General features: G+C 65.7%; 19 protein-coding genes and 1 tRNA gene. 11 read left to right on the forward strand and 9 right to left on the reverse strand.

Translation table 11 applies throughout. The features are described from left to right. Positions 1-94: 94 nt before the first annotated feature. On the reverse strand, positions 95-1,030 hold the full coding sequence (locus WMN78_RS06150) for a LysR family transcriptional regulator (protein ID WP_340532672.1): 936 nt from the start codon (positions 1,028-1,030) through the stop codon (positions 95-97). Between the two features lie 141 nt (positions 1,031-1,171). Here WMN78_RS06150 and WMN78_RS06155 point away from each other — a divergent pair, with 141 nt between their 5' ends. Together WMN78_RS06155 and WMN78_RS06160 are read left to right on the forward strand one after the other, a co-directional pair. Next, complete coding sequence (locus WMN78_RS06155; RefSeq protein ID WP_340532673.1) at positions 1,172-2,635, forward strand: amino acid permease; 1,464 nt, start codon at positions 1,172-1,174, stop codon at positions 2,633-2,635. A 300-nt stretch (positions 2,636-2,935) separates the two neighbouring features. Continuing rightward, on the forward strand, positions 2,936-6,499 hold the full coding sequence (locus WMN78_RS06160; protein ID WP_340532674.1) for a bifunctional proline dehydrogenase/L-glutamate gamma-semialdehyde dehydrogenase: 3,564 nt from the start codon (positions 2,936-2,938) through the stop codon (positions 6,497-6,499). Between the two features lie 746 nt (positions 6,500-7,245). Here the strand turns inward: WMN78_RS06160 and WMN78_RS06165 are convergent. Beyond that, positions 7,246-8,100, reverse strand: a complete 855-nt coding sequence (locus WMN78_RS06165) for a LysR substrate-binding domain-containing protein (protein WP_340532676.1) — start codon at positions 8,098-8,100, stop codon at positions 7,246-7,248. A gap of 129 nt (positions 8,101-8,229) precedes the next feature. Here WMN78_RS06165 and WMN78_RS06170 point away from each other — a divergent pair, with 129 nt between their 5' ends. Next, positions 8,230-9,717: an MFS transporter gene (locus WMN78_RS06170; protein WP_340532677.1), complete on the forward strand. Its 1,488-nt coding sequence runs from the start codon at positions 8,230-8,232 to the stop codon at positions 9,715-9,717. On the opposite strand, the gene WMN78_RS06175 is transcribed toward WMN78_RS06170, so the two are convergent. From WMN78_RS06175 to WMN78_RS06185, 3 genes are all read right to left on the reverse strand, one after another. After that, a complete protein-coding gene (locus WMN78_RS06175; RefSeq protein WP_340532678.1) occupies positions 9,650-10,810 on the reverse strand; it encodes a N(5)-(carboxyethyl)ornithine synthase in 1,161 nt (386 codons plus the stop codon). The genes WMN78_RS06170 and WMN78_RS06175 overlap by 68 nt on opposite strands. Further along, a complete protein-coding gene (locus WMN78_RS06180) occupies positions 10,807-10,956 on the reverse strand; it encodes a hypothetical protein (RefSeq protein ID WP_340532679.1) in 150 nt (49 codons plus the stop codon). The genes WMN78_RS06175 and WMN78_RS06180 overlap by 4 nt, the downstream gene beginning before the upstream one ends. Before the next feature lie 93 nt (positions 10,957-11,049). Further along, positions 11,050-11,123, reverse strand: a tRNA-Gly gene (locus tag WMN78_RS06185). A 265-nt stretch (positions 11,124-11,388) separates the two neighbouring features. Between WMN78_RS06185 and WMN78_RS06190 the strand changes: the two genes are divergently transcribed. Beyond that, entirely contained in the window at positions 11,389-11,835 is a 447-nt protein-coding gene (locus WMN78_RS06190; RefSeq protein ID WP_340532680.1) for an SRPBCC family protein, read from the forward strand. Between the two features lie 27 nt (positions 11,836-11,862). Here WMN78_RS06190 and WMN78_RS06195 read toward each other — a convergent pair whose 3' ends face one another. Continuing rightward, entirely contained in the window at positions 11,863-13,647 is a 1,785-nt protein-coding gene (locus tag WMN78_RS06195) for a CAP domain-containing protein (protein ID WP_340532681.1), read from the reverse strand. 156 nt (positions 13,648-13,803) lie between these two features. Between WMN78_RS06195 and dcd the strand changes: the two genes are divergently transcribed. Next, entirely contained in the window at positions 13,804-14,379 is a 576-nt protein-coding gene (dcd, locus tag WMN78_RS06200) for a dCTP deaminase (protein ID WP_305942659.1), read from the forward strand. A gap of 103 nt (positions 14,380-14,482) precedes the next feature. Here dcd and WMN78_RS06205 read toward each other — a convergent pair whose 3' ends face one another. The 3 genes from WMN78_RS06205 to WMN78_RS06215 form a co-directional block, all read right to left on the reverse strand. After that, positions 14,483-15,670 (reverse strand): cation:proton antiporter, encoded by a 1,188-nt coding sequence (locus WMN78_RS06205; protein WP_340532683.1) that lies wholly within the window; start codon positions 15,668-15,670, stop codon positions 14,483-14,485. Positions 15,671-15,675: 5 nt separating this feature from the next. Continuing rightward, positions 15,676-16,158 (reverse strand): cation:proton antiporter regulatory subunit, encoded by a 483-nt coding sequence (locus WMN78_RS06210; RefSeq protein ID WP_340532684.1) that lies wholly within the window; start codon positions 16,156-16,158, stop codon positions 15,676-15,678. A gap of 64 nt (positions 16,159-16,222) precedes the next feature. Continuing rightward, positions 16,223-17,626, reverse strand: coding sequence for an MFS transporter (locus tag WMN78_RS06215; protein WP_340532685.1), 1,404 nt, complete (start codon positions 17,624-17,626; stop codon positions 16,223-16,225). 221 nt (positions 17,627-17,847) lie between these two features. Here WMN78_RS06215 and WMN78_RS06220 point away from each other — a divergent pair, with 221 nt between their 5' ends. Genes WMN78_RS06220 through mnhG form a run of 6 tightly spaced genes read left to right on the forward strand, consistent with a single transcriptional unit; the run spans position 17,848 to position 24,423 of the window. Continuing rightward, positions 17,848-20,892 carry a Na+/H+ antiporter subunit A gene (locus WMN78_RS06220; protein WP_340532686.1) on the forward strand — a complete coding sequence of 1,015 codons (3,045 nt, stop codon included), beginning with the start codon at positions 17,848-17,850 and terminating at the stop codon, positions 20,890-20,892. After that, a complete protein-coding gene (locus WMN78_RS06225) occupies positions 20,889-21,479 on the forward strand; it encodes a Na(+)/H(+) antiporter subunit C (protein ID WP_340532687.1) in 591 nt (196 codons plus the stop codon). The genes WMN78_RS06220 and WMN78_RS06225 overlap by 4 nt, the downstream gene beginning before the upstream one ends. Next, positions 21,476-23,140 (forward strand): Na+/H+ antiporter subunit D, encoded by a 1,665-nt coding sequence (locus tag WMN78_RS06230; protein ID WP_340532688.1) that lies wholly within the window; start codon positions 21,476-21,478, stop codon positions 23,138-23,140. The genes WMN78_RS06225 and WMN78_RS06230 overlap by 4 nt, the downstream gene beginning before the upstream one ends. After that, entirely contained in the window at positions 23,137-23,682 is a 546-nt protein-coding gene (locus WMN78_RS06235; RefSeq protein ID WP_340532689.1) for a Na+/H+ antiporter subunit E, read from the forward strand. Before WMN78_RS06230 ends, WMN78_RS06235 begins: the two co-directional genes overlap by 4 nt. Then, positions 23,679-23,957, forward strand: a complete 279-nt coding sequence (locus WMN78_RS06240) for a monovalent cation/H+ antiporter complex subunit F (RefSeq protein WP_340532690.1) — start codon at positions 23,679-23,681, stop codon at positions 23,955-23,957. The genes WMN78_RS06235 and WMN78_RS06240 overlap by 4 nt, the downstream gene beginning before the upstream one ends. Then, positions 23,947-24,423, forward strand: a complete 477-nt coding sequence (mnhG, locus tag WMN78_RS06245) for a monovalent cation/H(+) antiporter subunit G (RefSeq protein WP_340532691.1) — start codon at positions 23,947-23,949, stop codon at positions 24,421-24,423. Before WMN78_RS06240 ends, mnhG begins: the two co-directional genes overlap by 11 nt. The last annotated feature ends 91 nt before the right edge of the window (positions 24,424-24,514 follow it).

A 24,514-nucleotide genomic window follows, 5' to 3' on the forward strand; every position in this document is an offset into this window, starting at 1 on the left:
AACGCCCGACGCACTTCCGCGCTGTGACGCAGGGAACTTTGCGGCGGGGACTGTTCGGGGCTCTGCGGCCTTCGCCGGCGGCTTTCCCGGGGGCTTAGGCGGAGATTGCCTCCGGCGGTACCGGTCCGGCCGGGGCAATGGAATCGGCTGTTATGGCCAGCACTTCGCGGGCGGCCAGAATGGCAGGCCGTTTGGCGCTGGACCGCCGCACGGACGTGAAGACGGTCCGGTGCGGGTTGCCCGGCAGGAGTAGCAGCTGCGCCGATGTTCCCCGTCCGGTCCAGACGAGGTCGGGCATCAGGCCAACGGCGTTGCCGGACTCGATCAGCCGGATCTGCGCCTGCAGGTCGGCCGTTTCATACCTGACGTCGGGCTCGAACCCTGCGCTGCGGCAGGCCTGCTCGGCCCAGTGCCGGGATGCCGCGCCCCGCGGCTCCATCACCCAGGCAAGCTCCGCAGTGTCTTCGAGCGAACGGATGGGCGGAAGGCCCTTTTCCGGTCCGGGGACTGCAAGCCGGATGGCGTCGCCGGTCAGCCGGAGGCGGTCCAGTTCCGCGTACCGCGGGGCGGCATGGCCGGGATACTGCTCGGCGATGACCAGGTCAAAGTCCCGCGCCCAAGTTTCGTGCAGGGCCGTTTCCGGTTCGCGCTGGACCATCTCGATCCTGACTTCGGGGTAGGCGGCCGCCATCCGGGTGAGCGTGCCGGGCATCAGGGCGAGGGCGGCGGATTGGAAGACGGCGATCCGGACGGTGCCTGAAACGGTGGTAAGGCTTGCTGCCAGATCGGCCTCGGCCTGTTCAATCGTTTCGAGCAGGTGGCCGGTGTGTGCCACAAGGACTTCGGCCTGCGGGGTCAGTTGGACGCGCCGCCCGGTCTTGCGCAGCAGTTGCACCCCGGCCTCCTTCTCGAGTAGGGCCAGCTGCTGGGAGACCGACGACGGACTGTACTGGAGTGCCTCCGCCACCTCGGCGAGAGTTCCCCGGATTTTGAGTTCACGGAGCAGCCTCAACCGCCGGACGTCGAGCATGCCTGTTCCTTCGCTAAATCTAATGAATATTAATTAGGAGAATTCACTTTATCTAATGCAAGAGGGCTTGCATACTAAACAGACTGAGTAAGTCCCATCACAGGGCGGATTGATGGGTCCACATCTATGCAGGAGTCCCTGATGAGCACTAAAGATTTATCCCAGTCGATCATGCGGCGAAAACCGATTGACGACATCGAAGAGGAAAACAAGCACAGCGGGCTGATGAAAAGCCTGGGTCTCTGGCAGTTGACGGCAATCGGCGTCGGCGGCATCATCGGCGTCGGCATCTTTTCCCTGGCGGGCCTCGTTGCCCACGGCAGCGAATCCGAGCCCGGCGTGGGGCCGGCAGTGCTGTTCTCCTTCCTGATTGCGGGCCTCGCTTCTGCAGCCGCAGCCTTGTCCTATGCGGAATTTGCCGGGATGATCCCGCGCGCAGGTTCGGCCTACACCTACGGGTATGTGGCCCTCGGCGAGGTGATCGGCTGGTTTATCGGCTGGGACCTGCTCCTCGAGTACATTGCGATTGTGGCCGTTGTGGCCATTGGTATTTCCGGCTACTTCGACGCGTTCCTCACCGGCATCGGCATCCAGATGCCCGTCTGGATGACGTCCACGCCGGATGAAGGCAAGGGCGGCATCGTCAACATCCCGGCCATCGTGGTCTGCCTGATCGTCACCTGGATCCTGTCCCGCGGCACCCGGGCGTTCGGCCGGTTTGAGCTGGTGGCGGTGGCCATCAAGGTTGTCCTGATCCTGTTCATCATCGGCCTGGGCATCTTCTACATCGACACGAACAACTACAACCCGTTCATGCCCAGCGGCTTCGGTCCGGTGCTGGCGGGTTCGGCCACGGTGTTCTTCGCGGTCTTCGGCTACGACGCCATGAGCACCGCGGCCGAGGAAGCCACCGACGGCAAGAAGCACATGCCCAAGGCGATCATCCTGTCCCTCATCATTGCCATGCTGCTCTACGTGGCGGCCACCCTGGTCCTTACCGGTATGCAGAACTACCAGGACATCGACCCGAAGGCCGGCTTCGCTTCCGCGTTTACCGGCGTCGGCCTGCCTGTGATCGCCACCATCATCTCCGTGTTCGCGGTGCTGTCCATCCTCACCGTGATGCTGACCTTCCTGCTCGGTGTCACGCGCGTCTGGTTCTCCATGAGCCGCGACGGACTGCTCCCGGGCTGGTTCGCCAAGACGGACCACCATGGAACCCCGCAGCGTGTGACCTGGATTGCCGGCGTTGCTTCGGCCTTGCTGGCGGGCGTCTTCCCGATCAAGGCCGTCGCCGACCTGACGAACATCGGCATCCTGGCTGCGTTCGTGGTGGTCTGTTTGGCCGTCATCATCTTCCGCTACAAGAAGCCGGATGCTCCGCGCGCCTTCCGCCTGCCCTTCATGCCGCTGGTTCCCGCGTTCGGCGTGCTGGCCTCGGCCTTCCTGATGTTCCAGCTGCACTGGGAAACCTGGGCACGCTTCGGCGTCTGGCTTGTCGTTGGCCTGGTGATTTACTTCGGCTACGGCCGCAAGAATTCACTGATGAACCCGAACAGTCCCCGGCACGAAGAGGCCGTGGAGATGCACCGCCCCCTGGCCTAGCCCGACGCTCTCTCACTCCCTGCCGCAAATAACCGGACGCTCTCTCAGATCCGGTGCCATATCGACGAACCCTCTCTCACCCCGGTGGGAGGGGGTTCGTCGTTTGAGGCAGGAAGTGAGAGAGGATTTGCCGGGGAAGCGGCAGGAAGTGAGACAGGGTCCAGGGCGGTTTTGCGAAGGTGAATATCATCGGTTTTTCTAACCTGTATTGCTCAGAAAACGTCGCTTTATCTTAACTGACCGGAGGTTCATACTGGTGGAAAGACGGTCCCCCAAATACGGAAAGAACGAGTGCTAGCCATGACCAACATTTCAACGGAGCCCGGTGTCCTCACCGGAAAAACGGCCACCGAAGCAGCCGTTGCAGGCGGTTCCCAGGTGTCCGAGGCCCAGGCCCTGGCCGGGGAAACCATCGGGCTGGTGCGCCACTGGTTGACGGAGGCCGCCAAGGTTCCCGTGGATGCTTCCGCTGAACAGCTCGCCGGCGTGCTGAAGGACCCTAACGGGCTCGACTTCACGGTCGGATTCGTCGACGGCGTGGTCCGCCCCGAGGACCTCCACGTCGCCGCCCGCAACCTGGCGGCCCTGGCCCCGAAGGTCCCGGCGTTCCTGCCCTGGTACATGCGCAGCGCCGTCCGCCTGGGCGGCACCATGGCACCTGTCCTGCCTCAGGTGGTCATCCCCGTGGCCCGAAAGGTGCTCCGCGAAATGGTGGGCCACCTGATCGTTGACGCCACGGACGCCAAGCTGGGACCGGCCATCGCCAAGATCCGCAAAGACGGAATCAAGCTCAACGTAAACCTCCTCGGCGAAGCCGTGCTCGGTGAGCACGAAGCCTCCCGCCGGCTTGAGGGTACCCACACCCTGCTGGCCCGCCCGGACGTGGACTACGTCTCCATCAAGGTGTCCTCCACCGTCGCCCCGCACTCCGCCTGGGCCTTCGACGAGGCCGTGGAGCACGTGGTGGAGAAGCTCACCCCGCTCTTCACCCGCGCCGCATCCTTTGCCGGCCGCGCGTCAGGCACTGGCGAGGGAAAGAAGGCCAAGTTCATCAACCTGGACATGGAGGAGTACAAGGACCTGGACATGACCATCGCGGTCTTCACCCGGATCCTGGACAAGCCCGAATTCAAGGACCTGGAAGCCGGCATCGTCCTCCAGGCTTACCTGCCGGACGCCCTCGCCGCGATGATCCGGCTGCAGGACTGGGCCGCGGAACGCCGCGCCAACGGCGGTGCCGCCATTAAGGTGCGCGTAGTCAAGGGCGCCAACCTGCCCATGGAACAGGTGGAAGCCTCCCTGCACGACTGGCCGCTTGCCACCTGGAACACGAAGCAGGACTCGGACACCAACTACAAGCGCGTCATCAACTACTCGCTGCACCCGGAACGGATCAAGAACATCCGCATCGGCGTGGCCGGCCACAATCTCTTCGACATCGCCTTCGCCTGGCTGCTGGCCAAGCAGCGCGGCATCGCGGATACCGCACCGCAGAGCATCGAGTTCGAGATGCTGCTGGGCATGGCGCAGGGCCAGGCTGAAGCCGTCAAGAAGGACGTCGGTTCGCTGCTGCTGTACACGCCCGTGGTGCACCCGGCCGAGTTCGACGTCGCCATCGCCTACCTGATCCGCCGCCTCGAAGAGGGGGCCAGCCAGGACAACTTCATGTCCGCCGTCTTCGAACTCAGCGAAAATGAATCCCTGTTTGAGCGGGAGAAGCAGCGCTTCATCGCTTCCCTGGCAGAGCTCGACGACGAGGTCCCCGGCCCCAATCGCCGGCAGAACCGCAGCCTGCCGGCCGATCCGATGCCGCATGACTCCTTCGAGAACACGCCGGACACGGACCCGTCCCTGCCGGCAAACCGCGACTGGGGCCGGGCCATCCTGGAACGCGTGCCGTTTTCCACGCTGGGCAACGCCGCCGTGGAAGCCGCCACCATCACGGACGTTGAAACGCTCAACACGGTGATCGCCACCGCCGTCGAAAAGGGCAAAGCCTGGGGTGCGCTGACCGGCGCCGAACGCGCAGACATCCTGCACCGCGCCGGCGACATCCTGGAGGCCCGCCGCGCGGACCTGCTCGAGGTCATGGCCAGCGAAACCGGCAAGACCATCGACCAGGGTGATCCCGAGGTCAGCGAAGCCGTGGACTTCGCCCACTACTACGCAGAGTCCGCCCGCAAGCTCGACGACGTCGACGGTGCCACCTTCGTTCCCGCGAAGCTCACCGTGGTGACGCCGCCGTGGAACTTCCCGGTGGCCATCCCGGCCGGCTCCACCCTCGCGGCACTCGCCGCCCGCTCCGCCGTCGTGATCAAGCCCGCCAAGCAGGCCCGGCGCAGCGGTGCCGTGATGATCGAGGCGCTTTGGGAAGCCGGCGTGCCCCGCGGCGTCCTCACCATGGTTCAGCTGGGCGAGCGTGAGCTCGGCCAGCAGCTGATTTCGCACCCGGCCGTGGACCGCGTAATCCTCACCGGCGGTTACGAAACCGCCGAACTCTTCCGCTCCTTCCGCAAGGACCTGCCGCTGCTGGCCGAAACCAGCGGCAAGAACGCCATCATCGTCACACCCAGCGCTGACCTTGACCTCGCCGCCAAGGACGTTGCCTACTCCGCGTTCGGTCACGCCGGGCAGAAGTGCTCCGCCGCCTCACTGGTGATCCTGGTGGGCTCCGTGGCCACCTCGAAGCGGTTCCACAACCAGCTGATCGACGCCGTGACCTCCCTGAAGGTGGGTTACCCCGAGGATCCGGCCAGCCAGATGGGGCCGATCATCGAACCCGCCGGCGGCAAGCTCCTCAACGCCCTTACCACCCTGGGCGAAGGCGAGAACTGGGCCGTTGAGCCGCGGCAGCTGGATGAGACCGGCCGGCTCTGGAGCCCGGGCGTCCGTTACGGCGTGCGCCGCGGATCCTACTTCCACCTCACCGAGTTCTTCGGTCCGGTGCTCGGCGTCATGACAGCGGACACCCTGGAAGACGCCATCGCCATCCAGAACCAGGTGGAGTACGGCCTGACCGCCGGCCTGCACTCGCTGAGCACGGAGGAAGTGGGGCTCTGGCTGGACACCATCCAGGCTGGAAACCTCTACGTGAACCGCGGCATTACCGGCGCCATCGTGCAGCGCCAGCCCTTCGGCGGCTGGAAGAAATCGGCCGTCGGTGCCGGGACGAAGGCTGGCGGACCGAACTACCTCGCAGGCCTCGGCGACTGGGTCAGCAAGGCCAGCAGCGCCAGCGGTTCCGGCGCCTCGGCAGCCGTGACCAACTCCGGGGTTCGCCGCCTGGCGGCTGCCGCGAAGGGTGCACTGGACGCTACCGCCTTCGAATCCCTGGAGCGTGCCCTGGCCTCCGATGCCCTGGCCTGGGCCGAAGAGTTCGGCACCGCCAAGGACGTTTCGGCCCTGAGCGCGGAGCGGAACATCTTCCGCTACCGTTCCCTGCCGGTGACGGTGCGCCTTTCCGAGGGCGAACCGGTCGCTGCCCTGACACGGACAGTAGCCGCAGGCATCCTGGCCGGTTCGGCACTGACGGTGTCCACCGCCGTCGAACTTTCCGCTCCGCTGCAGGCAGCGCTTGCCGCCCTGGACATCACCGTTACGGTGGAGGACGACGCCGCGTGGCTGGCCTCCGCGGCAAGGCTCGCTGACGCCGGAAAGCTGTCCGGCGGACGGATCCGGCTCCTTGGCGGCGACGCAAAAGCGCTGGCCGAAGCCACCGGCGGGCGCCCGGACCTGGCCGTCTACGCCCACCCGGTCACCGAGGCCGGCCGTGTGGAGTTGCTTCCGTTCCTGCATGAGCAGGCGGTCAGCATTACCGCGCACCGCTTCGGGACGCCCAACCACCTCTCGGACAGCCTGATCTAGGGGGTTCGGCAACCAGCGACGTGCAGGAAAACGCTATCGCCGCCGGCAGGCACCCGAGGGTGCCCGCCGGCGGCGATCGTGTTTGTCGATTCGTAACTGCCCGCCTGGTGCTATCCGGGTGGGCGTCAGGGACTTGCGGCTAGCCCAAATACCAGCCTGGCGGCACCCACGAGGCCGGGACCGAGTGTGCCGAGAAATCTTCGCATCCGGTGCAGAAGTACGTTACTTCGCCGGGCTTCCGGAGGGTGCCGTCGTGCCGGAACTTTGCCGGGACGAAGGTCTCCAGGTAAATGAATTCATCCGTTCCGCACCGCTCGCAATAGGGGCTGCCTACGAACTCAGTGTCCACCAGGGTGGCTGCGGGGTGCGGTTCGCGCTGAGTGACTAGATCAGCGCGTGCGCTTGTTTCATGATGGACCGGCGTGTTGCGGTGCGTCCCGATCGTCAGCGGGCGTACCGTGTTGAGGGAGTGGACTGGACTTGAGACTGTAAGATGCGGGTGGTTCGTCGTTGGCGTCATCGCATGCCTATCCCGAACGTTGTCCGTCAGGCGCCCCCAAGGCAGCGGCGGCGGACACGGTTCGTCTTTGAATCGTTGTCATTGGCTTCTGCTTAACCTTTAACAAAATTCAGCATAATTTACGCACGTAATATGTTCAATCACTTACGGGTAATAACCACCCGTGCGCGGCCAAATACCTACTTACTAACTACTTATTTGCTACCTACCCGGCGTTTGCAAAGTCCTAGGCGGAACGCTTCAGCGTGCGCCCCACAATTGCCTGGGTGAGGGCCTCAATCACCTCGGCGTTGGCCAGCGGGTTGCGGATCAGCGTGAAATCGACGTCGCCCACCGGCGGCAGGTCAAAGCGGCGGGTGATGATCTTGAGGTCATCCGGAACCAGCGAGGACGGCATCACCGCGACGCCGATACCGGCCCTAACTGCGGCCAGGACTCCGCTGATCTGCCGGGTGGTGCAGGTGATGCGCCACGTCCGGCCCCGGGATTCGAGGGCGTCGATGGCAAGCTTCCTGCTGAGGCTGGGCGAGGGGTAGGCGATCAGCGGAACAGGGTCCCCCGGCTCCAGCGCCGTTTGTTCCAGGCCCACCCACGCGAAGGCATCGTGCTGGACCACTGTTCCGTCCTTGGCGCCGGCGACCCATTTCACGAAAACGAGGTCGAGCTGGCCGGCATTGAGTTTCCGGTAAAGCTGGTCGCTCTGGCCCACCGTGAGTTCCAGGTTGATCTGGGGGTAGATCTGGCGGAACTCCCGGAGAATGCGCGGGAGCCCGGTGATTGCAAGATCGTCGGCCGTCCCGAAGCGCAGCCGGCCCCGCATCGCCGACCCGGAGAAATAGCGGGAGGCTGCATCGTGCGCGGCGAGAATGGTCCGCGCGAAGCCGGCCATGGCATCGCCGTTATCGGTCAGCCGGACGTCCCGGGTATCTCGGGCGATCAGAACCCGCTTTGCCGCTGTTTCCAGTTTGCGCACATGTTGGCTGACGGTGGGCTGGGCCAGCCCCAGGCGCTCCGCGGCCTTGGTAAAGCTGAGGGTTTCGGCAACCGCCAAAAAGGAGCGGAGCTGAGCGGGTTCAAACATGGCACTCCTGATTGGCTCGGCAGCATTACGGTTCGCAATGTTAGTTATAGGAACAATACGCTTCCATAATCCCGTGCGGCCACCATAGCGTGGACGTATCCCGCCCGCCCGCACTGTTGAGGATTCACTGTGGCACCCCCTCCGCCTTCCACGGCAACCGTCAGCCAGCCCGTCATCGATTCCGCCGCCTCCCCGGCCCTGCAGGGCCAGCCACCGCATCCCCCGTCACCGCAGTCCCCGCCACCGCGCGACGTGACCCAGCCGATCGCCGTCGTCAGTGAACGGCTGCCCTGGCGCCACACCTTCATTTCCCTCCGTGTCCCCAACTTCCGCATTTTCGCGATCGGACACTTCATTGCCGTGATCGCCCTCTGGATGCAGCGGATCGCGCAGGACTGGCTCGTGCTGCAGCTTTCCGGTTCCGTGACCGCCGTCGGCATCACGGTGGCGCTGCAGTTCATGCCGTCGCTGGTACTGGGCCCGTGGGGCGGGATGATGGCGGACAGGTTCCCGAAACGGAAAATCCTGATCCTGTGCCAGGCCGTGGCCGCCGTTCTCGCCGCGGCCCTTGCCGTCCTCGCGCTGAGCCAGCGCATTGAGGTGTGGCACGTCTACGCGATCGCCCTGGCCCTGGGCCTCGTCACCGTACTGGACCAGCCTGCCCGGCAGGTGTTCGTCAACGAGCTCGTCGGTCCCGCCTACCTGCGCAACGCCATCAGCGTGAACTCCACAACGTTCCAGCTTGGCGGCCTGATCGGCCCCGCGCTTGCCGGGCTCCTGCTCACCGCGGTCGGTGCCGGCTGGGCCTTTGCCGCCAACGCACTGGCCTGCTGTTCCACGGTGGCCATGCTGCTGCTCCTGCGCAAGGACAGGCTGTTCATCAGCGCGCCCGCGCCTAAACGCAAGGGCATGCTCCGGGAGGGGCTGCGGTACGCGCTGAGCAAACCGACCATTTACTGGCCGTGGCTGATGGCCGGCTTCATTGCAGTTTTTGCCATGAGCCTGCCGGTGCTGCTGGCCGCCTTCGCGGACCACGTGTACGACGTCGGCGCCGGAGGCTACGGCCTGCTGAACGCGCTGGTGGCGCTCGGTGCCCTGGCCGGAGCCGTTACCTCGACGCGCCGCCGGCACCTGCGGCTTCGGTCGGTTGTCCTTGGCGCCGGAATGTACGGGCTGATGCTCTGCCTGGCGGCCCTGGCGCCGTCCATGGTCTGGTTCGGCGCGGCCATGGTGCTCGCGGGCTTCTGGTGCCTGATGTTTCTGACCGCTTCGAACCAGCTGGTGCAGATCAGCTCCAACATGGGGATCCGCGGACGCGTCATGAGCCTGTACATCATGGTGCTGATCGGCGGCCAGGCCATCGGCGGTCCCATGATCGGCTGGATCGCCGAGCACCTGGATCCGCACACGGCCATCCTGGTGTCCGGCGGGGTGCCGGTGCTCGCGGCGGTGACTGTCGCCGTCATACTGGCCCGGCGCGGCGCGCTGACCCTCAAAGTGGACCTCAAGGACCGGCGCGGGCTGCTCCGGATTGTCAGCCGCGCAGCGGCTACGCGTCCAGAGGGGCGTGCGGGTACTCCGCCTGCCGCTGCTGGAACTGCAGCACGTCCTTGTTGAGGATCTCGCCGTCACGGATTTCAATGGCCCGGGCGATCGTCTCATTTCCGGCCCACGCCTCGGGGCCGGAAATGACGGTCTCCAGGAAGGGGAGCAGCGCTTCGCTGATCTCCCAGCTGGAGGAGTTCCACAGGTAGGACGGGCTGTGGTCCACTGCGTAGTAGTCAATGTGGTCGCCCACAGTGAGCATGGGCTCGGCAAAAGTGGTGGTCTTCGCCCAGCTGAAGCCCATTCCCTCGTCGCAGGAAACGTCCACGATCAGGCTGCCGGGGCGGAACGCGCCGAGGTCCTCTTCGCGCAGGTACGTCAGCGGCGCGTTCGGATCCTGCAGGGTGCAGTTGACTACGATGTCGCTTTCGGCGAGGAACGGGGCCAGCGGCACCCTGCCGCGCTCGGTGATGACCTGGCTGAGGAACGGCGCCTTGTCGTCATGGTCGAACTGCGCGATCCGCACCGAATGGATGGGCGAGCCGACGGCCGCCACGCCCCGGTTGGTCAGCACCTGGACGTCGTGGATGCCATGGGCGTTCAGCGCCGTGACGGCACCGCGGGCTGTAGCACCGAAACCGATGACGACGGCGGTGAGCCGCCGGCCGTAGTCTCCCGTGGAACCGGTGAGCGCCAGGGCATGAATGACCGAGCAGTAACCAGCCAGTTCGTTGTTCTTGTGGAAGACATGGAGGCCGAAGCCGCCGTCGCTGGCCCAGTGGTTCATGGCTTCGAAAGCGATCAGCGTGAGCTTCTTGTCGATGGCCAGCTGCGTGATGGCGCGGTCCTGGACACAGTGCGGCCAGCCCCAGAGGACCTGGCCGTCGCGGAGTTCGGCAAGGTCTTCGGGCTGCGGTTTGGGCAACAGCACAACGTCGGCTTCGGCAATGATCTGGTCGCGGGTGGCGATCCGTCCCACGAGGGAGGCCAGATGGTGGTCCGAGACGCCGAACCGTTCACCGCAGCCCTGTTCGAGGATGATCTGCTGCCGCAGTTCCGGTGCGATGCGGTCAAGATGGAGGGGGTGCAGCGGCAGACGGCGTTCGTCCGGCTTTCGCGTGCTGGCCAGGACTCCGAGGGTGAGGTGGTTCGCGGAACCGGTCACTTCTTTTTGGGGCTCGCTGCCTTGGCGGCGGTTGTCTTGTCGAGGGAGCTGGGCGGCGCTGCCGCGGCCCTCTTGTCGGCACGTTTTTCCTTGATGGATTTGCCTGATTTTGCGGATGCTGCTTGACGCGGGGACTTGTCAGCCATGATTGCTCCTGTAGCGGAACCGAAGGGGTTCCTGACTCCTGACGATACAGGTAGCTACCTAATGTCCGGGCGGAGGAAGGCCCGTGGAAGGAATGGAGCGGCTGACGGGAATCGAACCCGCGTATCAAGCTTGGGAAGCTAGCGCTCTACCATTGAGCTACAGCCGCAGAGGGGCCGGCCAATACCTCGGCCAGGTCCCGGTTGCGTCAACCGGATTTACTTTACCCCAGCCGTGCGCCCTCCTCGAACAGGGACACGTCCCTCAGTCGGCAGCACCCTTTCGATAACGCTTGGGTCCGTTCCATAACTGTTCGGTTAAGGCGCGGCCGCCGCCGCTCAGCGGGAGTCCAAGCTGACTATCCTGTGTGGGTTAGCTGCGGTATCAGGGGAACGGGCTACGCCAGAAAGCTGTCCGACAATCAAGGGATCCCCGTGGCATTTGCAGAGTACGAGGTCGTCGTGGAACGCGATGCCATGACCGTGTACCGGTTCCTGCAGGACGGGCTGAATCTTCCCTCATGGCGGGAAGGCATCCGGAACATTGAACTGCGCGCGGGCGCCGTGGGCGCCAAGGGTGCGGTGTACCAGCAGACCCTATCGGGTCCGGCGGGACGGCCCGTCGCCGCAGACTTCCAAATCACGCACCTGCGTCCCGGTGCGGAGATCCAGTTCCAGGTGGTTGCCGGTCCCGCCCGTCCGCACGGCGGCTACTACCTGAGCAGCGAGGGGACCAACACCAGGGTCCGCTTCGCGCTGGAATACCGGCCCAAGGGCATCGCCGGACTGATGGACTTCATGATCCAACGGACCATGAAGGCTGAAGTGGCCCAGTTGGAACGACTTAAGCAAGTCCTGGAAGCGCGGCCGGCCGAGTCCTAGCCGCCGGCGCTACCCACTGTTTGCTGCCTATTGGGCGAGGCGTTGCCCCGCCCACGCGCCCGAGACGGACGACGGCGACTGCAGGCTTCCGGTGCTGAGGTCCCAATACTGCACTACGTCGCCAGCGCGCCGAAGGGCCAGCCCCCTTGAGTTCAGGCCCGTGACATCCCGCAGCGAACGGATGGCGGTGACGTCAGTCCATCCGCTGGCCACCACGGCGCGGGCTTCGGCGCGCGGTGCCGGCGCCCCCGAGCCGCGGTAGAGGCGCACATTTCCGTCCGGCTGCCGGGCCAGCAGGTCCTGGAAACCGTCGCCGTCGTAATCCGCCATGGCCAGCCGGTTGGCTACCACGCCGGATGCCATCAGCGTCCGCTCCACCAGGTCGACTTTCCCGCGGTTCGGGTATAGCCAGAGGTTTCCGGAGCCGTCCAGCGCCACCAGCTGCGGGAGCCGGTTATTGGCGCACCAGCCTCCCAGCGCCACTGCCATGCCGGCCCAGCCGGACTGCCCCAGCGTCACGGCGGGGAGGAACCCGCCGCCCGCCGCACCCGAGTGCAGCGTGACCCGCCCGTCAGTCCACTGGACCAGAACGTCAAAGACGCCGTCCCGCTCCCAGTCGGTGACAAACAATTCCTTGGCGGAACCAAAACCAGTGCCGATGACCTGCTGTGCGCCGTACTGCCGGTTCCCGAGCGACGGACGGTTGAGGAGCTGGCCCGATGAGTCCACCGAGACTAAGTCTCCGGGGCCCTTGATGGCGGCAGCCGTCAATGACGCCGTCGGCGGCATGTGCCGTGCCAGGGGGTCGCACACAGTGGCGGGCTGCACCGGCGCTGTGGTGCCGCCGCCCGGACTGGAGGTGGTGCCCGCGGGCAAGGTGCTGTATCCGAAAAAGTTCACCACGCCCCACATGGTGTAGCGGTTGGGGGTGGTCTGCCAGTTGCCGTCCGTGAAGGTGATGCCGACGCCCACCACATTGAACCGCGGGTCTTTCAGGATCGCGTTATGGGCGGGCGAGCCCTTCCACCACTCCACAAGCTGCGCGGCATCGCGGTCCCAGCGGACGGCGATGACCTCGCCGGCGCCGTTGGTAGGGCTAAGCGCCCGCGAGTCGGTCCAGAAGCTCGAGCGGTGTTCGATGACTTCCCGGGATGCGATGCTGTCTGACCACTCCTGGGCCATCCCGGCCACTGTGGCGTGGTACTGCACCGCCGGCAGGCCGAACGATGCCCGGTAGCTGTTGATGGCGGTAAACACCGCTTTGATCTGGCTCGACGCGTCGTCGCGGATGAGCGCTTCGGTTGTCAGTGACTCGCTTTGGAGGGATGGGGTTTCCGGCGCAGGTGCCGTCTGCTCCGGTGAAACCAAAGATGCCAGGTCTGACTCCGTGGCGGACAGCGGCGGAATGGACGCCGGCTCGGGCGGGGAGTCCGCGACGGGTTCCCCGCCTGACGCCTCAGTGGAAGGAGAGGGAGGCTGCGCCTCGGTGGACAGCGTGCCGGCGGCTGCGACGGCGTCAGCCGTTCCAGACGTGTCGGCCAAAGCGGAAGCAGGGCTGTTGGGGTCGCCTTCGGTGATACGGGGGTCCACGGCGGGGGCGAGGCGCTGGTCCAGTGGCGACATGGCGGCGTCCGTGCCGCCGTCGTACGCGGCCGACGGCGGGCCGAGGGTGACGCTTTGCGCTGTACCACCAGCCACGGAAGCTGCGGGATCCGGGCTTGAGGAAGATCCCCCCAGCTGGCCGGCGGCAGGCGGGATGAGAGCCAGAACGCAGATCATGGCCGCCAGTGCACGTGCCGAAATTTTCCTCAAGCCAACCCCAGATCCGATCGGTGCCGCCTCCTGCAGAGGGAGAACCACTGTCACAACAGCAACTTGAAGCTCATTCCTTATCGGAGATGACGTTCCTTAACAGCAGTAACAGTAACCCCGGACCGCGGGCTGGGCAATGGTGCGGTATTTTTGAGTGTGCTGATCTCCGACCGCGATATTCGTGCCGAAATTGATTCCCAACGGATTGTCCTGGACCCGTACGATCCGGTGATGGTCCAGCCGTCTTCCGTTGACGTCCGGATTGACCGCTTCTTCCGGTTGTTCGACAACCACAAGTACGCTCACATCGACCCCGCTGAGGACCAGCCCGAGCTGACGCGCCTGGTGGAAGTGGACGCGGGCGAGCCGTTCATCCTCCACCCGGGCGAATTCGTGCTGGGGTCCACCTATGAGACCGTCACGTTGCCGGACGATATTGCGGCCCGCCTCGAAGGCAAGTCCTCGCTGGGCCGGCTGGGCTTGCTGACGCACTCCACGGCAGGGTTCATCGATCCGGGATTCTCCGGCCACGTCACCCTGGAGCTGTCCAATATGGCCACGCTGCCCATCAAGCTGTGGCCGGGCATGAAGATTGGCCAGCTGTGCTTCTTCAAGCTGAGCTCGGCGGCCGAATTCCCCTACGGATCCGGCGAGTACGGCAACCGCTACCAGGGCCAGCGCGGTCCCACCGCCAGCCGCAGCCACCTGAATTTCCACCGCACCGAAATCTGAGAGAGGGTCGCCGGAACCGCACCGAGATCTGAGAGAGCGTCGCCGGGAAGGCGGCAGGATCTGAGAGAGCGTCGCCGGGAAGGCGGCAGGATCTGAGAGAGCGTCAGATGGGGCTGGCCGCGGTTCGGGGTCTGGCCGGACGCAGCATCTTGACGATCGGCTCCACGTAGCGCGCCGCCAGCGGCCCCATGATGGCCATGATGAGCACGTAGGCCGTGGCCAGCGCCGCCAGGTCGTGGGGCACCACGCCGGACGCCACCGCCAGGCCGGCGATGACGATGGAGAACTCCCCGCGGGCAATCAGCGCGGCTCCAGCACGGAACCGGCCGGGCAGGGCAATTCCTGCCCGCTTTGCCGCCCAGACTCCGGTGATCATCTTGGTGGCTGCCGTGAGGACCGCCAGGATCAGCGCCCAGCCGAGCACCGGCGGGATGGATGCAGGATCCGTGTTGAGGCCGAAGACCACAAAGAAGAGCGCTGCGAACAAATCCCGCAGCGGCTCGAGGACCCGGGTTGCGCTGTGCGCCGTGGCACCGGATATGGCGATCCCCAGCATGAACGCCCCCACTGCCGCCGAGACCTGCATGGCGGCGGCGAGGCCGGCCACCAGGAGCGCCGCCCCGAGGAGGTTCAGCAGGAACACCTCGGAATTTTCGCTGTGAACCGCCTTGGACACGTGGTGTCCGTGCCGGAGGGCCACCACCAGCACCACCGCCACCACGGCAAGGGAAATCCCGACGGTCTGGAGTCCCAGCAGGAAGCTGACCCCGGCGAGGGTGGCCGTGAGGATGGGCAGGTAAATGGCCATCGCCAGGTCCTCGAAAACCAGGATGGAGAGCACCACCGGGGTTTCGCGGTTACCGATCCGTCCGAGGTCCGTGATCACCTTGGCGGCAATCCCGGACGAGGAGATGTACGTCACGCCGCCCATCACCATGGCCCCCACCAGGCCCCAGCCCAGCAGGACGGCCAGCCCGGCGCCGGGAATGAAGTTCAGCAGGAGGTCGAGGACGCCGGCTTTCCAGGACCGGCGGAGCCCCGTGACCAGTTCTGCGGCCGTATATTCCAATCCGAGCATAAGCAGCAGGAGGATGACGCCGATCTCGCTGGAGATATGTGCGAACTCGTGCATGCCCTCGAGCTTGACCAGGCCGCCGGCGCCGAAAAACAGCCCGCCCACCAAATACAGAGGAATGGGGGACATTCCGATCCGCCCGGCCAGCCTGGCCAGCAGGCCAAGGCAGAACACGACGGCCCCCAGTTCGATGAGGGTTAGCGCGAGCGGATCCATGCCGCTTAGCCGTTGCGCAGGATATCGGCCGCCGTGTCGAGGCCTTCTTGCGTTCCCACCGCTACGAGCAGATCCCCCGGGTGAAGGACGACGTCAGGCCCGGGGGAAGGGAGAACCTCGCCTTCCCGCATGATGGCGACGATGGAGACGCCGCTGCGGGTGCGGATGCAGGCCTTGCCCATGGGCTGGTTATGGAACGGTGATTCCCCGCCGATGGAGAACTGGCGGGTGACGATTCCGGGAATTTCGCGGTGCTCTTCGGAGAGCTGCATGGCAAGTCGCTGCCCGCCCAGCAGGTTCCCGAGGGCCGAGGCTTCTTCGGCAGTCAGGGGAATGGACGCCTGGCACGTGTCCGGATCGTCCCAGGTGGAAACGATCAGTTCGGTCTGCCCCTCGCGGTACTCCACCACGCCGATCCTGCGCCCGGAAGCGGTCATGAAATCCTTGCGCCTGCCGAGGCCAGGGAGGTCTGTCTCATCCACGTTCATGGCACCAGCCTAGTCCGCGCAGGGGGAGTTGGAGCGTCGAAACGGCGAATTCCCCGCCGCCTGCTCAGGCCGCCGGAACGACGGCGATTTCCACTTTCCCGGGCGGCTTCACCGGCAGAAGCACCAGCAGCCCGGCCAGTAGCACCACCATGATGCCGAGGATGCCCCAGCGCTGGGCTTCGCCCGGCGCCACAAGCGGCGAGGCAACCGCGATGCAGAGCGTAAAGAGTGTTGGCGCCAGGAAGCTGACAGCGCGGCCGGTGGTGGCGTACAGGCCAAAGAGCTCCCCGGACTCCCCGTGCGGCGCCAGCCGGGCCAGGTACGCGCGGGAAGAAGACTGGGCGGGGCCAACGAAGAGGCACAGGAACAGTCCGAACACCCAGAACGTGGTGGCGCCGGCCCACGCCTGCCCGAAGAAGACATAACTGCCGTTGCCCAGGACCAGGATGACCGTGCCCGCAACCAGCAGTCCGACGAGCGAGCCGATGATGACGGCCTTGGGACCGATCCGGTCGTCCAGGAAGCCGCCGATCATGGCTCCCACGGCTGCGACGATGTTGCCGAAGATCGCGAAGAAAATGACTTCCTTCAGTTCAAAGCCGAAGGTTCCCGCCGCGATGATTCCGCCAAAGGTAAAGACGGCGGCCAGGCCATCCCGGAAGATGGCGCTCGCGAGGAGGAAGAAGATGGTGTGCGGGCTGGTCCGGTAGATCGCCTTGATGCGGCGGACCAGCAGTCCGTAGGAGGCCAGGAAGCCCAACTTGGCGGCCTGCTTCGGCCTGGGCAGTTCCGGGACGGCGAAGAGGACCGGCAACGCGAAGATGAAGAACCAGAGGGCGGAGAACACGGCCACGAGGCGGATGTTGAGGCTGTCCTCGGTGGAGGCGCCGAACCACGCGAAGCTGGGCTGGACGAACAGCTGCAGCACAATCAGCAGGGCGACGATGCCGCCCAGGTAGCCCATGCCCCAGCCGAAGCCGCTGACTTTGCCGATGTTCTTCGGGGTGGAAATCTGCGCCAGCATGGCGTTGTAGTTCACGCCGGCGAATTCGAAGAAGACGTTGCCGAGGGCGATGAGCGTGACTCCCAGCAGCAGGAACTCGGGCCGCGGAAACACAAAAAAGCACAGTCCGGTCAGGACCGCGACGGCGGCCGTGTTCACTCCCAGCCACAGCTTCCGGCGGCCGCCGGTGTCCGAGCGCTGGCCCGTCACCGGAGCCAGGAGGGCAATGGCGGCACCGGCTATCGCCAAGGCACCGCCGAGCACAGCTGAGGCCTGGTCCTCGCCGCCGAAGGCGTTGGAGGTCAGGTACACCGTGAACACGAACGTGGTCATCACCGCGTTGAAAGCCGCTGAACCCCAGTCCCAGGCGGCCCAGGCGAGGACCTTTCCCTTGCTGGCGGCCAGTGTTCCGGACTCCAGTTCGGACGGGGGCTGGGTAGCCGGGGAGGCGGTGACGGGGTTCATAGGCTGAATGCTATCCGCCCCAAGCGATACGACAAGCCATTTTGCAACGGCGAGTGAACGGGCGGTGGAAACTCCCCGGTGTCACGGGGATCCGTGCCGCAGGCCGCAGGGCCGTGTCAAAAGTGTTTGCAACCGCTTGATAAACTGTGGGCACTGAACCTGACGAATGACCGCCTGCTCCAACTTTTGACAATCGAATTCCTGACGTTGCGGAGATACCAGTGATCACAGTCCTTGCCGTGCATTTCGCGGTGGCTGCCGTGGCGCCGTTCTTCTTCAGGAAATTCCGCAGGAATGCGTTTTACGCGCTGGCCGCGGTCCCTGCGGGCTCGTTCGTGTGGCTTCTCCTGCAGCGCGATGCCGTCTATGAGGGCGGGCCCTCCGGGGCATCCTCCTCGACGGGCAGCGCCGTCACCGAGATCATTCCCTGGATCCCCGAACTGAAGATCGAGCTCGCGTTCCGGATGGACGCCCTGGCCTGGATCATGTCCCTGCTGGTACTCGGAGTGGGCGCCCTGGTGCTGGTCTACTGTGCGCGCTACTTCAAGAACAAGGACAGCAACCTGGGCGGCTTCGGCGCCCAGCTCCTGGCCTTCGCAGGGGCGATGTTCGGCCTGGTCACGGCCGATGACCTGCTCCTGATGTTCATTTTCTGGGAACTCACCACGATCCTGTCCTACCTGCTGATCGGCTACGCCCGCACCAGGCTCTCCGCGCGGCGCTCGGCCCTGCAGGCCCTGATGGTCACCACGGCGGGCGGCCTGGCCATGCTGGTGGGCCTCATCATCCTGGGCTCCAGTGCCGGAACCTACCGGATCTCGGCCATTCTAGAACAGGCTCCCGCGCTGGCCGCCGGGCCGGCAGCAGGGGCTGTGGCCGCCGCCGTCGTACTGATCCTCATCGGTGCCGTGACCAAGTCCGCACTGATCCCGTTCCATTTCTGGCTCCCGGGGGCGATGGCGGCGCCCACACCCGTTAGCGCCTACCTCCATGCCGCAGCGATGGTGAAGGCCGGGGTCTACCTCGTGGCGCGGCTGGCGCCGGGGTTCGCGGAGACTGCCTTCTGGCTCCCCATGGCGCTGGGGCTGGGCCTCGCCACCATGCTGGTGGGCGGGTACCGGGCGCTCCGGCAGACCGACATCAAGCTCATCCTCGCCTACGGCACGGTCAGCCAGCTGGGATTCCTCACCATGGTGGTGGGACTCGGCAAACCGGACGCAGCGCTGGCCGGGCTGGCACTGCTGCTGGCGCACGGACTCTTCAAGGCCACGTTGTTCCTGGTGGTGGGCATCATCGACCACCAGTCCGGAACCCGTGACCTCCGCAAGCTGTCCGGCGTCTATAAGTCCTCCCGTGCGCTGGCAGTGGTTGCGGCCATCGGTGCAGCCTCGATGGCAGGGATCCCGCCGCTGGCAGGCTTTGTGGCCAAGGAGTCGGTGTTCGAGGCCTTTGTGCATTACGGCACCTCCTCTGATTCCAGCGGGCAGCTGGGCGCCTGGGGCCTGGTGGTTCTCGCGGGGCTGGTCCTGGGGTCGATCCTCACCTTCGCCTACAGCGCCCGCTTCATGTGGGGCGCCTTCGCATCGAAGCCGGGCGTCGACCCCACACCGTTCAAGGCCATCAAGCCCTCCTTCCTTGCGGCCCCGGCCGTGCTGAGCCTGCTCACCATCGTCTACGGACTGTGGCCGGCGCCGGTGGACCAGTGGATCCAGCCGTACGCCGCGGAATTCGTGCACGACGGCGGCGATCCGGCCACTGCCGCGGGCCACCTTGCGCTCTGGCATGGCCTCACTCCCGCACTCGGCCTGACGGCCATCACGTTCGCGCTCGGCACGGCCATGTTCTACGGCCGGAACATCGTGGCCCGTGTCCAGGGCAGGGTGCCGGCGTGGGTGGACGGCGACCGCGCCTACCAAATGACGATCGGCGCATTGGACGACACCGCCGTCTGGGTCACAGGCCGCACGCAGCGTGGTTCGCTGTTCTTCTACCTTGCAGTGATCCTCACCGTGGCGTTTGCGCTGCCGCTCACCGCCTTGCTCATTGCGGGCAAACCGCTGCCAGGAAACCTGTATTTCATTGATCCGAACTCACCGCTGCAACTGGTGGCGGGAGCCGGCATCGTGATCGGGGCGCTCGCCGCCGTGCGGGCCAACAAACGGTTCCTCGCGGTGCTGATGGTCTCCGTGACCGGCTACGGCATCGCCCTGATGTTCGCCCTGCAGGGTGCACCGGACCTCGCCCTGACCCAGATGCTGGTGGAAACCATCATCCTGGTGGCCTTCGTCCTGGCCATGCGCAGCCTGCCGGCCGAGCTCCGTGACCGCACCGGCGGCAAATACCGGGTGATCCGCGTGATCATCGGAGCTGCTTTCGGCGTCACCATGATCTTCGTGGCCATCTACGCCATGGGAGCCCGGATCGCCACGCCCGTCTCCCTGGAATTCCCGCGGCTTGCGTACGAGGGCGGAGGAGGACTGAACATCGTCAACGTCACCCTCGTGGACATCCGTGCCTGGGACACGTTCGGCGAGATCTCCGTGCTGGCCCTGGCAGCCACCGGCGTGGCCAGCCTCATCTTCGTCAAGGGACGCGGCGACGGCATCCGGGCCTCGTCCTCCGTGGCCGAGGGAACGGTGGGCCGGCGGTCCGTCGCCGGTCAAAGCTCCCGCGACAGCGCCGCGCTGGCCCTGAGCCGGAAGTTTGCGGCCTCCACCCGGGACGCCTGGCTTGTTGCCGGGCGCACCCTGGCCCCCGAGCGCCGCTCCATCATCTTCGAAGTGGTCACGCGGCTGGTGTTCCACTCGATGATCGTCTTCTCCATCTACCTCCTGCTGGCCGGCCACAACCTTCCCGGCGGCGGCTTCGCCGGCGGGCTGACCGCCGGGCTTGCCCTCACCATCCGCTACCTCGCGGGCGGCCGCTTCGAACTGCGGGAGGCCACCCCGGTGGGTGCCGGGACGCTCCTGGGCATCGGACTGGCCACGGCTGCGGCGTCCGGGGTGGTCCCGCTGCTGCTGGGCGGCCAGGTGTTCCAGAGCGCCATCATCGAGCTGTGGCTGCCCGTGTTCGGCGACATCAAGTTCGTCACCTCCACCATTTTCGACATCGGCGTCTACATCGTGGTGGTGGGACTGGTATTGGACGTGCTGCGCAGCCTGGGTGCGGAGATCGACGAGCACTTTGAAGAAAACCCTGAAGCCGAGACCCCGGCGCAGGAAGCGGATGAAGTTCCCGCCGAAACCACCGGGAGGGGGAAGGCATGAGCGTCAACCTGACATTGCTGACCGTCATGGGTGCGCTCTATGCGTGCGGCATCTACCTGATCATGGAACGCAGCCTGACCCGGGTGCTGCTGGGCCTGATGCTGCTTGCCAACGCCACCAACCTCCTGATTCTGGCCACCGGCGGCTATGCCGGGCTGGCGCCCATGTTCAGCAAGGACATTGACCCCCGCAACTACAACGACCCCCTCCCGCAGGCGCTGATCCTGACATCGATCGTGATCTCCTTCGCCGTGACCGCCTTCATGCTGGGCATCATCTACCGGACCTGGGTGCTGGCCCGCCGCGATGAGATCCAGGACGACGTCGAGGACATCCGCGTTGCCGAAACCCCCAGCTTCGATGCCGAGGACGATTCCGAGATCCCCGTGGAAACGTCCGAATTTCCGCTGACCATGGTGGGCTCCGACGGCCGGGGAATATCCAATTCGGGCGTGTCCGGCTCCGGAGACTCCGAGACCGGCACCGTGAAGGCGGGCGGCCGCAAGATCAAAGCCAAGGACGCCGCCGCCGAAGAGCAGCCCGGCTCCCAGAACGTGACCCCCGGCCCGGAAGGAGGCGTGAAGTGAACATCGCAAGCTTTGCCCCGCTCGCCGTCGTACTTCCCATCCTCGGTGCCGCACTGACGTTCGTGCTGATCCGGCACTCGCGGGCCCAGCGGGCCGTCAGCATCACGCTCCTGTCCCTGACCCTCCTGCTGGAGTGCGTGCTGCTGGCCTCCGTCTGGGACGGCGGGACCGCAGCCGTCAACATCGGCGGCTGGCTGCCGCCGTGGGGCATCGTGATGGTGGTGGACCAGTTCTCGTCCCTGATGCTGGTGGTCTCCTCCACGGTCAGCCTCGCCGTCCTGGTGTACGCCACCGGCCAGGGCATGGCCGACGGCGACCAGGACGCGCCGCTGTCGATCTTCCACCCCACCTACCTGATCCTGGTGGCCGGGGTGTCCAACGCGTTCCTCTCGGGGGACCTTTTCAACCTTTACGTGGGGTTCGAGATCCTGCTGACGGCAAGCTACGTGCTGATGACCCTCGGCGGTACCGGGCCCCGCATCCGCGCCGGCGTCACCTACGTGGTGGTCTCCGTGGTGTCGTCCGTGCTGTTCCTGATCGCCATCGCCATGATCTACGGTGCCACCGGAACCATCAACATGGCGGACCTCGCGATCAAGCTCGCGGACCTGGATTCCGGGACGCGGATGCTGCTGCACGTGATGCTGCTGGTGGCCTTCGGCATCAAGGCGGCTGTTTTCCCGCTGTCCTTCTGGCTGCCTGACTCTTACCCGACGGCGCCTGCCCCTGTCACGGCCGTGTTTGCCGGCTTGCTGACCAAGGTGGGCGTCTATGCGATGGTGCGCACCGAGACGCTCCTCTTCCCGGGAGACTCGCTGAACACTCCGCTGATGGTGGCGGCCCTGCTGACCATGGTGGTGGGAATCCTGGGCGCCCTGGCCCAGAGCGACATCAAGCGTCTGCTCTCGTTCACGCTGGTGAGCCACATCGGCTACATGGTGTTCGGGCTGGCCATGTCCTCCGTGGCGGGGCTCGGCGCTGCCGTGTTCTACGTGGCCCACCACATCACCATCCAGACCAGCCTCTTCCTGGTCACGGGCCTGATCGAACGCCGCGGCGGAAGCTCGTCGATCGACCGCGTAGCCGGCCTGGCCAAGCTGTCGCCGATCCTGGCCCTGCTGTTCTTCATCCCCGCGATGAACCTGGCCGGGATCCCGCCCTTCTCGGGCTTCCTGGGCAAGGTCGGGCTGATGCAGGCCGGTGTCCAGCTCGGCACACCGCTGGCCTACGCCCTGGTGATCGGCGGTGCGCTGACCAGCCTGCTGACGCTGCTGGCCGTTGCCCGCGTGTGGAACCGCGCGTTCTGGCGCAAGCCCGAGGACGCCGAGAACCCCGACCCCGTGCTGCTGGCGGACCCCGAGGACTCCGACACCGGCGACCGCGCCGGCAAACGCAACGTCACGCTCCTGCCGCGGACCATGGTGGGATCGACGCTGGGGCTGGTGGCCTTCGGTGTTGCGCTCACCGTCTTCGCAGGGCCGCTGTTCCGGGTGGCGGACCAGTCGGCCGTGGACATGCTGGACAGGTCCTCCTACATCCAGGCGGTACTGGGCGAAAACGCTCCTGTGCCCCCGATCGCGCAGCCTGAGCCTGCGCAGGCTGAACCGTCACAGCAGGGTCCGTCCCAGCAGGATCCGTCACAGCAGGAGGGGCAGAAATGAACCGCCGGCGGATCTCCCTCCGGCAGGAACTGCCGCTCCTGGTCTGGCTGGTGTTTGTCTGGTGCGCGCTCTGGCAGGACTTCAGCCCCGGTAACCTGCTGTTCGGCGCCCTGATCGCGGTGGTGGTGGCCCGGCTGTTCTACCTGCCGCCGGTGGAACTGGGCGGCCGGTTCAGTATTCTGCGGGCCGTCCCGTTCGCGATGGTTTTCCTGGGCAAAGTGGTGGCCGCGAGCTTCCAGGTGCTGTACCTGGCCCTGGCCCGCGGGCCCAAGGTGACCAACGCCGTCGTCGCCGTCCAGCTCCGCAGCCACTCGGACCTCATGGTCACCGCCACCGGGCATGTCATCTCGCTGATTCCCGGCTCGCTGGTGGTGGAAGTGGACCGCTCCACGTCCACGCTCTACATTCACGGGCTGAACGTGCGGAGCGGAGAGGACATCGTGAACCTGCGCAAGGAGGTCCGTGAGGCCGAGGCGGCATTGATCCGGATCATGGGCACCAGAGAGGAACTGGCCGCGCTGAAACAGGAGGTGGAGGCATGATGGACCTCGTGCTGACCGTAACGGCCGTGATCCTGTCCCTGGCGGCAGCAGGAGCCATTGTCCGGATCGCCATCGGCCCGTCCCTGCTGGACCGGGTGCTGGCCTCGGACGTGCTGCTGGCCATCATCGGCGCCACGCTCTGCATCGACATGGCAGTCAACCGGCATTTGAACAACCTGATGCTGCTCGTGGCGCTGTCCATCATCGGGTTCATCGGATCCGTGACCGTGGCGCGCTTCGTGGCCGACCGGCGGGAGCAGCCCAATGAATCCTGAACCATCCGCCGTGGACACCATCATTGACGCGGTGTCCGCTGTCTTTATGGTGGTGGGCGCTGTGATGTCCCTCGGCGCGGCGATCGGCCTGCTGCGCTTCCCCGACCTGATGAGCAGGATGCACGCCGCCACCAAGCCGCAGGTGCTGGGACTCTTCCTGCTGCTGGCCTCGGTGGGCCTGCAGCTAAGGACCTGGTGGGTGTGGCCGGTGCTGTTCGTGGCGTGGATCTTCCAGGTGCTCACCGTTCCGGTGTCCGCGCACATGGTGGGAAGGGCGGGCTACCGCACCAAGCACCTGCACAGGGAGCTGCTGACCGTGGACGAACTGGAGGCCGTGGTGCTGAAGGCCGCCGACAAGCGTGCCGCCGACGGGCGTGCCGGGCAGGATTCAGCCGGGCAGGCCGCGCAGGATTCAGCCGGGCAGGCCGCGGACAACGACGACGGCGGCACTTCAGCCCCAGCATAGGGACACCTTCTCAAAGAGTTTTTTGTCCAGATAACGCGACGTGGAGGCCGGTTAGGTCCCGTTATCTGGACAAAAACTCCCGTTGTTGGGG

Origin of the sequence: Arthrobacter oryzae (assembly GCF_037911235.1) — a bacterium.
GTDB classification, from domain to species: Bacteria; Actinomycetota; Actinomycetes; order Actinomycetales; family Micrococcaceae; genus Arthrobacter; species Arthrobacter oryzae_E.